The 12,018-nt window shown below is 44.9% G+C and carries 11 protein-coding genes; 6 read left to right on the forward strand and 5 right to left on the reverse strand.

From position 1 onward, the window contains the following. Positions 1-37 precede the first annotated feature (37 nt). From AC58CZ_RS04595 to nadA, 3 genes are all read right to left on the reverse strand, one after another. Complete coding sequence (locus AC58CZ_RS04595) at positions 38-949, reverse strand: LysO family transporter (protein WP_494223926.1); 912 nt, start codon at positions 947-949, stop codon at positions 38-40. Between the two features lie 196 nt (positions 950-1,145). Further along, entirely contained in the window at positions 1,146-3,125 is a 1,980-nt protein-coding gene (gene nadB / locus AC58CZ_RS04600) for an L-aspartate oxidase (protein ID WP_494223925.1), read from the reverse strand. A 1-nt stretch (position 3,126) separates the two neighbouring features. Next, positions 3,127-4,266 (reverse strand): quinolinate synthase NadA, encoded by a 1,140-nt coding sequence (gene nadA, locus AC58CZ_RS04605; protein WP_494223924.1) that lies wholly within the window; start codon positions 4,264-4,266, stop codon positions 3,127-3,129. A gap of 367 nt (positions 4,267-4,633) precedes the next feature. Here nadA and AC58CZ_RS04610 point away from each other — a divergent pair, with 367 nt between their 5' ends. From AC58CZ_RS04610 to AC58CZ_RS04620, 3 genes are all read left to right on the forward strand, one after another. Then, positions 4,634-5,665, forward strand: coding sequence for an NrtR DNA-binding winged helix domain-containing protein (locus AC58CZ_RS04610; protein WP_494223923.1), 1,032 nt, complete (start codon positions 4,634-4,636; stop codon positions 5,663-5,665). A 170-nt stretch (positions 5,666-5,835) separates the two neighbouring features. Beyond that, the gene (nadC, locus tag AC58CZ_RS04615; protein ID WP_093070670.1) at positions 5,836-6,696 is read left to right on the forward strand and encodes a carboxylating nicotinate-nucleotide diphosphorylase; all 861 of its coding nucleotides are present in this window, start codon (positions 5,836-5,838) and stop codon (positions 6,694-6,696) included. Between the two features lie 219 nt (positions 6,697-6,915). Beyond that, positions 6,916-7,557, forward strand: coding sequence for a MarC family protein (locus AC58CZ_RS04620; RefSeq protein ID WP_340050235.1), 642 nt, complete (start codon positions 6,916-6,918; stop codon positions 7,555-7,557). A gap of 119 nt (positions 7,558-7,676) precedes the next feature. Here the strand turns inward: AC58CZ_RS04620 and AC58CZ_RS04625 are convergent, their stop codons facing one another. Then, on the reverse strand, positions 7,677-8,279 hold the full coding sequence (locus tag AC58CZ_RS04625) for a LysE/ArgO family amino acid transporter (protein WP_186474895.1): 603 nt from the start codon (positions 8,277-8,279) through the stop codon (positions 7,677-7,679). Between the two features lie 179 nt (positions 8,280-8,458). On the opposite strand from AC58CZ_RS04625, the gene AC58CZ_RS04630 reads away from it, so the two are divergent. The 3 genes from AC58CZ_RS04630 to AC58CZ_RS04640 all read left to right on the forward strand — a co-directional run bounded on the left by AC58CZ_RS04630 (position 8,459) and on the right by AC58CZ_RS04640 (position 10,703). After that, the gene (locus AC58CZ_RS04630; RefSeq protein ID WP_186475400.1) at positions 8,459-9,208 is read left to right on the forward strand and encodes a hypothetical protein; all 750 of its coding nucleotides are present in this window, start codon (positions 8,459-8,461) and stop codon (positions 9,206-9,208) included. A gap of 207 nt (positions 9,209-9,415) precedes the next feature. After that, complete coding sequence (locus tag AC58CZ_RS04635; protein WP_228724617.1) at positions 9,416-10,084, forward strand: hypothetical protein; 669 nt, start codon at positions 9,416-9,418, stop codon at positions 10,082-10,084. Between the two features lie 67 nt (positions 10,085-10,151). Next, positions 10,152-10,703 (forward strand): hypothetical protein, encoded by a 552-nt coding sequence (locus tag AC58CZ_RS04640; protein ID WP_186474894.1) that lies wholly within the window; start codon positions 10,152-10,154, stop codon positions 10,701-10,703. Positions 10,704-10,843: 140 nt separating this feature from the next. On the opposite strand, the gene rluB is transcribed toward AC58CZ_RS04640, so the two are convergent. Beyond that, positions 10,844-11,770, reverse strand: a complete 927-nt coding sequence (gene rluB, locus AC58CZ_RS04645) for a 23S rRNA pseudouridine(2605) synthase RluB (protein WP_186474893.1) — start codon at positions 11,768-11,770, stop codon at positions 10,844-10,846. Positions 11,771-12,018 lie beyond the last annotated feature (248 nt).

The raw sequence follows: 12,018 nt of genomic DNA on the forward strand, positions 1-12,018 counted from the left end.
TAGCTATCAGCTGAATTAGCGACTATTAAATCTATACTTACCCCAACGCCGAAAAGAACACCATTAGCACGGGTGAGACAATATTAATCAAAAAGCCAAAACTAATCGCCAGTGGTACAACCTTTAGACCACCTGACTGTTGAATGATAGGCAAGGTAAAGTCTAAGCTGGTCGCACCGCCAAGCCCGACAGCAGCCGAAGGATATTTGCGCATAAATACAGGAATGAATAGCAGCGCAAAGAACTCCCGTACCAAATCATTAAATAGCGCGACACTGCCCCATACCGCACCATAAGCATCGGTCATGACAATTGCTGATAGTGAATACCAACCAAACCCCGACGCCATTGCCAAGCCTTTTGTCCACGACACATCGGTAAATAGTAAGGCAAACACAAGCCCGCCGATCAACACCGATAGCGTAAAAATAACGCTCATCTCGACGCCGCGCTTGTTGAGCATGACTTCTTTTAGTGTAATGCCTGAACCCTTTAAGCCAATACCGACCAACAAAATCAAAATCATCAGCATGACCGTCATGGTGTTTTCAGGCGGCATATAATCAGCAGGCAAGAAGTAGCCAATCACCATGCCAATTACCACGCAGACGACCTGTAATAGGCTACCTCGAATACTGACACGATGCTCTTTAGATTTAACGCTTGGTTTTTTGGCATGCCACGGTCGCACATGATCAAATATCATCAGTGCAGACAATCCTGTGCCAATCGTCAATATGGATAAGACAGTCACGTACAGTGCAATTTCGCCAACTTGATTACCCAGCCCTTCTACCTGTGATAGCTCAATACCGATCAGTGCCAAGATAAGATAGACCAAATAAGACAAGCCCGTATCGGCAAGTTTAGTCATGGTTGGGTTAGAGGGAATGGCAAAGCCAATAAACATTGGCATCAAGACCAAAACGAGGGTAATTAGGCTTTGCATGGTGGTCAGCTCGCAGCGATTTTAACAAGACATTTTAGGAAGCTTGCGATTGTACCATAACCCTGACCGAATACTAAAAACCCACTAGGTAGCCTGCATGGATTGATATTTTGTGAGCTGATAGGACTTGCGGCAAGTCAATCAATCACTGCTATTGGCTGAATTTTTCTGGGACGTTGATGTGCACACTGCTCCGTCAAGCAATCAACGTTTTCCACATATTGTTTAGCGTTTTCGATATATTTATATATTGAGCAGCAGAGATATGCTCCTGATATGGCTCACGCTGCGGCTCAACCACACTTGCCCGAGGTATATCCGATAGCTTTGGATAATCATGGCGATAATGTCCGCCGCGACTCTCCATACGCTGATAAGCAGACTGAATAATTAAGGTCGCTAAAGCAAGCTGTCTGGTTAATTGAAAATATGCCAGCTCATGTATGTTCGTGGGGCTGTCATTTTTAATGATATTTTGTTGTCCAAGCTCAGTACTGGCAAGCGAAACTTGCCACTTTTGTATTTGGGTTAATGCTTGTTCTAATTGTCCTGCACTACGGGTTATACCCATGTTAGTGGTCATGAGCACTTTTAGTGCGGCAGTGATTTTGGTCATGTCCGCCTCAGCGCCAGATAGCTTGTCATCCTTGTCATCCTTATTACCCTTATCATATTCGGACGCTGTAAATAACGTATCATTCAAAATGACTGACTGCGTGTCTGTAAGCGTAGGCGCTGACCAAGATTTAATGACGGATTGATTTATGTCACGATAAGCATCATTACCTATCTTCTCTGCGTTTGCTAAACGGGCGACATACTGAGGCAAATGGTCTGCGATATTACGACCAACCACCACACACTCCAACAGCGAGTTACTTGCTAAGCGGTTGGCACCGTGTAGCCCCGTATAAGCCACTTCACCAGCCGCATAAAGTCCTGGTACATCCGTCAATCCATTGGCATCAGTCACCACGCCGCCACAGCTATAATGCGCCGTCGGGGCAACTGGAATAGGATCTGTCGTGATATCAATCCCAAGCGTTAACAGTGTTTGGTAAATCTGCGGGAAATGCGCTTTTACAAAGTCTGTGGCTAAGTGACTGACATCAAGATGCACGTAGCCAAGCCCATTGTTATCAATCTGCGCGGCTATCGCCCGAGCGACGATATCGCGCGGTGCCAATTCAGCACGTGCGTCCACGTCCAACATAAAGCGTATACCCGTCTTTGGACAATATAATCGTCCCCCTTCACCGCGCAGTGCCTCAGATATCAAAAAGCTGCTGTCACCTAACGCTAAGCCTGTTGGGTGAAACTGAATGAATTCCAAGTTTGCCAAGCGGCAGCCTGCTTGCCATGCCATCATCACGCCATCACCGACGCAGACATTAGGCGCGCTGGCACGCTTGAATAATTGACCCAATCCACCACTAGCCAGTACCACTGCACGACTATGAAAGGTGAGCGGGCGCCCATTGATATGATCAAAAACAAGCGCCCCTCGGCAATGCTTAGCATCGCTATTATCTGTAAAAAAAGGCTGACTGCTCGCTATAGGTAATGTCAGTAACTCAAGCGCTTCATGATAAGGCAAAATAGTGATATTGGTAGCAGCTTGCGCTTTGATGGTTAATGCGTCCATCACGTGTCGACCCGTTGCATCGTCCGCATGGGCCACGCGTCTACAGCCGTGACCGCCTTCTTTTGTTAAATGCAAATCACTGGTCTGTAACTGAGAAAATTCCTGTGCGCTTGTATTATCCAAAGCGTTAGGTGAGTTCTGCGTAAAAGGGACACCTTGCGCGCATAGCCACTGAACCGCTTGCTGTCCTGCACCCAAAATACTGGCAGTATTATCCGGTGTGCAAAGCCCTGCACCAGCCACTAAGGTATCAGCAACATGGTCAGACACAGAGTCATCTTTGTCTAGACTAGCGGCAATACCACCTTGAGCATAGTGACTTGAGCAAACCTCAAGTGCCGCTTTACTCAAAACCGTGATATTCAGTGACTTTGGTAGCGATAACGCTGTACTCAAGCCTGCCAGTCCAGCGCCAATGATAAGGACGTCAGTTTTGACAATATGGCTCATGTGACTACTCCTATAGTTATCAGGAATACAGTTATCAGGGATGGTTGTACGGGTTTGATTGGCTGAGTGCGGCTGACTCATGCTAGGCTGCCCCAACATTGGCAAACAATGCACGGTCTTGGACGATATCGCCACTGGCGGCCACACGTTGCTTTTGTGATTCAGCAAAATCAAGCATACGTTGTAAGGGTTTTCTAGCGGCGGCGGCAAGCTCAGGCGTCATTAGTACCTCACCGCTGTTATTGGTCAAGCATTGCTCGATACCTTTGAGACCATTCATCGCCATCCAAGGACAAAAGGCACAGCTCTTACAGCTCGCGCTTTCACCAGCGGTAGGCGCGGCCAAAAAGCGTTTGTTCGGTGAGCGTTTTTGCATTTCATGCAATATGCCTAGGTCAGTTGCAACGATAAAGGTGTCAGCATCCATCTCATACGTTGATTGCAACAGTTTACTGGTTGAGCCAACAACATCAGCAAGTGCCACCACGCTATCGGGCGACTCAGGATGTACCAAGACCTTGGCTTCTGGATGTTCGGCTTTTAATTGCAGCAATTCAGTGGCTTTAAACTCATTATGCACAAGGCAAGACCCTTGCCAAAGCAGCATATCTGCACCCGTCTCACGAGCGATGTATTTACCCAAATGACGGTCAGGTCCCCAAATGATCGGCTCACCTTGCGCATGCAAATGACGGACGATATCGATACCGACAGACGAGGTTACAACCCAGTCAGCGCGGGCTTTTACCGCGGCGCTGGTATTGGCATAAACGACGACGGTACGCTCAGGGTGGGCATCACAAAATGCGGAAAACTCATCAGCAGGACAACCCAAATCGAGCGAACATTCCGCCTCCAAATCTGGCATAAGCACGGTCTTTTCCATACTTAAAATCTTTGCCGATTCGCCCATAAAGCGTACACCAGCGACGACTAGGGTCTGGGCGCTATGGGCTTGTCCAAACCGAGCCATCTCAAGCGAGTCACCGACGCAGCCACCTGTCGCGAGGGCTAAGTCTTGAATAAAAGGATCGACATAGTAGTGTGCAACGAGTACCGCGTTATTGTCTTTCAATAATTTTTTGATGTTTTCTTCAACCACGAGTCTTTCGGCACGAGGCAAGTCTGCTGGCATTTTTGCTCTGGCATAATCGATGTTCATCTGAGTAGCAATACGGTTGTCGGTACTCATGATGGGTGCGTCGTAAGGATAAATTTTCATAATGGCAACCTCTGTTGGCGCTATAGTGATAAATGGTGTGCTAAAACAAGATATTTGGTTAAATAAAATTAATCCGTTGTTTTAATTATGCTCATTTTGAGCATAAATACAAGTGTTTTTTGTATATCTGTTGATTAAGTACATTTATTTTCATTACTTGTGAGTTAGCCAAATGGACTTTATTTTTAGTTTACCTTTATGTGGAAGCTGATTTTTAGCGACTGATTTTGATGTTCTATGATTACAACGCCAGACTATGATATTTCAAGATTCACGTTATACTGTTTTAGATTTGAGGCGTACCATCACTATCAGCCTTGAGAACCCTTTTATGCCATTTTAAAGAGACAGGATAATCCCCAAAACTATGACGTTGTCTTATTCACATGCGCACCAGCAAGGTAGCGGCACAACTGAAGTGGTCGCTGTATTGGTCGCGATTACCGATCATATCGCTCGTGTCCTAACCGTTGACCAAGGCAAACTGTTGCCAAATGGGCCGCTTATGCCATTACATCGCTCGCTACAGGCAGGCGTGCGTCAATGGGTAGAAGAGCAGACGCAGCAGCCGCTCGGATATTTGGAGCAGCTATATACCTTTGTTGATACCAACAGACGTAACGTTGATGGTCATGCATTGGTGTACGTCAGCTACCTTGGTTTGGTACAAGAAACTCAAATGCAGGCATTGCAAAGCCAAGCGCTATGGCGAAATTGGTATGATTATTTCCCATGGGAGAACCATCTAGATGGTATGCCTAGTATCATTACGGACTTTATCGTCCCTATGCTATTGGAGTGGGCGAGTAGCGCTGAAGACTCAGTTGCCCGGCAGCGCAGGCATCAACGTATTGGTTTGTGCTGGGGACTTAGCGAAGAGTTTTTGACAGATAGCGAGTTCATAGAAACTGAACCAGTTGGCGATAAGGCTGATGAAAGCAGAGAATGGATCGCAGAGCATGTGCTGCTGCGCTACGAGATGCTGTATGAAGCAGGACTGATACCAGAAGCGCCCAATTATCCGCCTAATTACCAAACGGTTCAATTGCCAAGCGACTGGTCTCAGCGTGTCGGCATACCGATGTATTACGATCATCGCCGCGTGATTGCCACCGCTATCTCCAGACTACGCGCCAAGATTGAGTATCGACCGCTTATCTTTGGGTTGATGCCAGATGTGTTTACTTTATCCCAATTGCAGCAAAGTGTTGAGGCCTTATCAGGCATACGCTTGCACAAACAAAACTTTCGCCGTTTGCTGGAATCTCAGAATCTTGTGATGGAGACAGGAGAGAGTAGTAGTGCTCAGCGTGGTCGCCCCGCCAAACTCTATCGTTTTCGCCATGATATCGAGCTACAAAGCTTATTGATGGACAGCAAACTTCCTAAGCGTAAATAATTGCTACTAACAAATACAGCTAGGTCAATTTCATATAGAAATCGACTTGCTCAATAAAAACTTTTTCACCTTCCCTTGCAGGAGCGTCAACTTTACGCTATATTTATGCTCATTTTGAGTTTAAATATTTAGACGTTTTTATTCATATTACGCCTACATAAGGGTCAAACATGACAATTGAAAAAGAGCCAGTATTAGATGACGTATTGCTTAAACCTTTGGTAGAAGATGCGCTAGCGGAAGATTTGGGCAGGCGTGGTGATGTCACCTCGCAAGCCACTATCCCAGCAGATATGCAAGCCCAGCTACAAATCAAGGCGCGACAATCAGGTGTGATATGCGGTATGGATTTGGCGCGGTTGTCTTTTGCCTTAGTTGATGCAAGCATTGAGTTTGTGGCTCAAGTGCAGGATGGCGAAACAGTCGCCGCTGGTGCCGTATTGGCTACTGTAAAAGGTAATGCACGCCATCTGCTAACAGCAGAACGTACAGCATTAAACTTCATGACGCATCTGAGCGGTATTGCGACTGCGACCCGCCAGATCGTCGATAGCGTGGCGCAATATCCGGCACAAATTACTTGTACGCGTAAAACCATTCCAGGTCTGCGTATTGTACAAAAATACGCGGTACGCTGCGGTGGCGGTCGCAATCATCGTTTGGGCTTGGATGATGCGATCTTAATCAAAGACAATCATATCGCCATTGCTGGTGACATAAAGACGGCTATCGAGCAAGCACAGCATTTTGCTGGGCATCTGATTCCGATTGAGGTTGAAGTCGATACACTAGAGCAATTAGAGCAGGCATTAGAGGCGGGTGTGAGTTTGGTGTTGCTAGACAATATGTCGCCAGAAATCTTATCGCAAGCGGTTGCTATGTGTAAAGGTCGCGCAAAGACTGAAGCATCCGGTGGTATTACGCCTGAAACGGTACGAGCCGCCGCCAGTACAGGGGTTGATTTTATCGCGATGGGCTACCTAACGCACAGTACTACTGCGCTGGATATTGGCTTAGATTTTAGTGCATAGGCCATCAATTATTTCAGCTTAACCTGAGTCATAGCTTTTATATTCGCTGGATTTCTCGCCAAGATGACATAGAAGGGTAACCGAGCAAAGTTAATGATTTAACTCGCTTATCTGCCTATGTTACAATGCTATTATGAATTGCCTATTGGGTCATCGTCGCACTCGCACGATGGCCTTATCTTTTTGCACCAATGCTATCAATAGACAAGCGAGCGCTCAGTGAATACTGAAATTATCAAGATAATCCTAGCCTTTATGGTATTGATCAATCCATTTAGCGCATTGACGTTGTTCTTGGATTTGACTCGCGGCTATTCGATGAACAATCGACGCAAAGTCGCACGTGTTGCTTGTCTGACCATTTTTATCACCATCAGTTTTTTTACGGTGGCAGGTGAGGCCTTACTAAAAGCACTAGGTATCTCTATTGGCTCGTTTCAGCTAGCTGGTGGTATATTGGTGTTCTTGATTTCACTAAATATGATGAACGGTGAAGGCAACCCTGTTAAGCCTGATCAAGAGAACTTCGATGTCGACCACGTGCAAGATGCACTGCCGACGATGGCATCCGCAGTGGTCCCCATTGCGATACCGATGATGATTGGACCAGGTGGTATTTCTACCGTTATTATTTATTCATCACAAGTCTCAGGCATTTTGCAGGTATCTGCCATCATCATTGCTGGTCTCTTCATTAGTCTATTTTGCTACCTGGCATTGATGGCTGCTGGTCGTATCAGTCGTTTGTTGGGTGATACCGGCCTTAACATCATGAGCCGGATCATGGGTATGCTATTAGCAGCCGTGTCTATCGAGATTATCGTTAGCGGTCTGCGCACACTGTTTCCTGCTTTAATCTAAGCTATTTATTCTGTGTCTAATATTGAGCACTTAAAATCCTAATAATTGAATTAAGAGGCCGTATCAGATAGCTGATAATGGCATCTTAGTTTAACTAGATTTAATGCCTAATGTTGTATTTAGCTTTGGTATAAATGCCAAGCCAGATACAACATCAGCAGTCCTACCAACGCATCGAGTATGTTCCAAGCTTTTGGCTTTTCAAATAACGGCCTGAGCAGGCGTGCACCGTAACCGAGCGCAAAAAAGAAAAAGAATGAGGCGCTAATTGCCCCAATGGCAAAGGTAAGTTTGCTAGCAGCGCCTGTTGAAACCATCCCAACGAGCACCAATGTATCTAAGTAGACGTGCGGATTGAGCCAAGTGAAACCAAAGCAGAGTAGTAGCGCTTTTTTTAAGCTGGTCACTACTTGCCCATCAACGTTCAAAGCGTGTGATACACGGATACTGGCATACAAACTTTGTAAGCCATAACCCAACAAAAATAAAACGCCTGCTATTTTTGCGATATCTATCACATGCGGATAGCGTGCGGTGACCGCACCAAATCCACCAACGCCTGCTGATATCAACAGCGCGTCGCTCACTGCGCAAAACAGGCAAACAAAAAATATGTGCTCACGTTTGAGACCTTGTTTGAGTACAAAGGCATTTTGTGAGCCAATGGCGATGATGAGCGATAACCCAAGCAGGAAACCAGAAATATAATCGGGAGCATTCATAACAAGTCGCTTAGCATTTAGGAAGTGAGCGGAGAGAGTAGGAATGTTGACACTTTGCGTACTGGCAGGTCAGCAAAAACCTGTTAAGATAAGCTATTGAATGAACGTATGCAATACGAGCACAACGTGTGTGTACTGGATGAGGGGCAGAGCAAGTCATGGTAGTCAGTTTGACAAGAATGCTAAAGTCATTTGGGCAAGCGCAAGATGACCTACCAACGTTAGCTGCCAACAATGCGCAGGAGATGGGTGTTAACCATAATTTAAATGACAATAGTGATAATATCGATATCCATCATAATAATGACGGCACTCAATCAAATCACGAGCGTGCTGCATTAACGCCACCTGAGCGGGTACACCGTATACGTGATGCACTAGCGCAAGTGAACGATATTCACTCATCAACCCCGCTGACTGATCGCTATTTGTCCAATCGCGCCCAAATGCAACCGACCAATAGACCACCTTTTGACCCCGATACCTTGTGGTATCTCAAACATGGACGTTGTCCGATTATGACTGAGCTTGTTGATGTGGTCGACGAGGCCACCCTAAATGCGATGCCTATCGAAGCCGTTGCGATATTAGATCGTATCAATGGTAAGCTAAAACGCTATCGTGAGTGGAGTAGTGAGCTAAACGAGCAACAGCAGCAGCAACATAATGAGCGCCAGTTTGTCATTGATAAGCTGGTGTCCGAGAGCATCCCTGAAGCGCTACATCATTATGAGCAGTTGCAGCGCTTTAGTCCGCATCGCACCAAAAACAATATGGTTCAGGGAAAAATGACCGCAGGTGATATGTTGACCGATTTGTTTTTAGAAATCGATTATGAGCTTGATGAGCTATTGGATGAGTTGCATCAAACCGTTTTAAATCGTCTTGCCTCAACCCATCGTTATGTCAAGAGCCGCACGCAAAGCTAGCGTATTTTATAAAATAAAAGATTATCCAAAAACATAACAGACTCAATGTATAACAATATAAGGCTTTCATAGAGCCTTATTTTTTTGTTTAATAAAAGCAGTGCTAAGCAATAAAGTTGACGACACTAAAACCGCCTAGCTTAAAATACTGATTAAAATAACAAGAAATCTGCCAAACTATTCTGTCAAAACAATAAGGAAAACCCGATGACCCAAGTGACTGCTATGTTAGTGATGTTTGTATTATACGGAGTGCTGCCGGCCGCTGGGTTATATTTGGGGTATCGTGGTATTAAGAAAGTTACCGCGCCCAAAATGCTGGAATATACTGCCATGCCGCAACTGGGATATATACCAGAGAAAAGCCTACCTGTTGAAGTCAAAACAGCACTTGAGCAAATCAATCGAAAAGGCAAAAAACTCCGCTTGATTTATGGTGATACCAATAATGACGGCAAAATTGACGATAAAGACACCATCAATGAAACTTATATTATGATCCAAAATCTGATGGACCGACACATTCCGCAAGCTGTGGCCGATTATCGCCGCTTATATGACTTAGATGTGACAGATGGGGCGCGTGCTGATACCACCAAAATCAAACATTCAGATGTCACTGGTAAACAAGCATTGTTAGAAGTGCTTAAAACGATCAATACCCAGTTTGACGATTTACTCAATGCCTCATACCATCAAGATGGGCAAAAACTGCTCGCGACCAATCGCTATCTGCAAACACGCTTTGATCATCCAAATATGGATTCAACAATGCAGCCGCTGAGTAATCTCAGTAAGAAAACAGAGGCTATTGAGTCACCTACTTTGAGTAGCACGGATGTGAAAAATCCAGTAGCAGAAGATATTAAACGCTAAATGCTAAATGCTAAGTGCCAACGATAAGTAGTCATACATAGAATTGAGTGATGAGTAGCGAGCAGTTATGAGTATATTAATAGGCATCGGTATTGTAACGACCGTCACAACTTTTTATCTAGGTAGAAAAGGCTGGCATGCATTGCACAAAGCGGTCGGTATTACTCCAGGTGTGCTTATATATCAAGATGATCATGCGCCATTGTCACTGGCTACGTTAAGTTGGGAGCAGCTTAACTTAAATAAAAAGCACTTAAAAAGCTTGTCAGATCAGCAGCTACGGCAATTAAAACGTATCGATAACAAAGTGAGTGGCTATCAAGCTTATCAGGCAGCATTACAAGCTCAACATAAAACACCTGCTATAACAGAAGCACAGTTTGTATTGAACAAAATGTTGCAAACTCGGCTACCCGAAATGCTAGCCACTCACTACCAATTAACAAATATAAATGTCACTAATGAGAATAGTGAAAAGAGGTTAGAGGCTAGTGAGTTATTGCAAAGTGTTTTAGATAACATCGAACAGCGTTTGGATAGACTACTGGCACAAATGGACGAGGAGCAGCTAAAAGAGCTGCGAGTCATGACGCATTATATTAATACCCACGATAGCTGAGGCGTTATTTTTATACTGAGTCACTGTGAGGCCTGTAAAAAATACATAAAAAAAGGGGTCAATGATGAATAGTCATTGACCCCTTTTTTATGTTTATTCTAAATCTATCAAAAACTTAGAATAATGTTAAATCAATTGAATTAGCGCTTATCATTGCGGTCACGACTATTACGCGTACCGCGGCTGGCAGGGCTAGCACTGCTTTTAGGCTTCGCGCTGCTGTTGCGATTGTCATTACGAGTGTCCGTGCGACGCGCTTTAAGCGGCTTGTTTCTGATACGCTCTTGCTTTTTTTTAGCCGCACCATGTAGACCTGTGCCATAACGTGGGCGTAAGCTCACCAAATCGGTCAATGTATTGATCTCTTTTTTATCGAGCTCTAAGAAACGACCTGTACGTAACTCTTTTGGCAAGGCAATCGTACCGTAACGTGTACGCAATAGGCGGCTAACTTTCAGACCTTGTGACTCAAACAAGCGGCGTACTTCACGGTTACGACCTTCTTTAAGCTTGACGTGATACCACTTATTAACGCCTTCACCGCCGCCTTCTTTGATGTCGTCAAACTGCGCCATGCCGTCTTCTAACATGACACCAGCAGTCAAGTTGCGGGCGATATCGGGAGTGACTTCACCCAACACACGAACGGCATATTCACGCGTCACTTCGCTAGAAGGATGCATCAGGCGATGCGCCATCTCACCATCATTGGTAAATAATAGTAAGCCAGTTGAATTGATATCCAAACGTCCAACCATGACCCAACGATCATGAGTGAGCTTTGGCAAGCGCTCAAACACAGTCGGACGACCTTCTGGATCCTTGGCTGAGCAGACTTCGCCTTCTGGCTTGTAATAAGCGATCACTCGGCGACGCTTTTCATTTTCGGCGGTATATTTGATCTGACGACCATCCACACGTATTTCATCGCCTTGCGATACACGATCACCAATCGTTGCTGGACCGTTATTAACAGATACGCGACCTGCTTTAATCACTTCTTCCATTTGACGGCGTGAGCCAAGGCCCATACGGGCGAGTGCTTTTTGCAATTTTTCGTCTTTCATCTTAATGTCCTTGAGTCGGTGGGTTTACATTTCTCAATGTATAATGATTCACAATTGTTTATACTAGATTATAAATGATAATAGGTAAGAAAATGCATTGTTTGCTGTGAGCAGCATTATACTAGTAAAAGACTGCTTATACTGTATTTTTTGACTTATTTCTTTGACTTATACACCTCGCAACTGTACTCAAGCCAATTTGAACAAAATCTTGCATATTTTTACTAAGAATGTTTAACAGCTTTTAG

This window comes from Psychrobacter sp. CR212 (genome assembly GCF_059693765.1).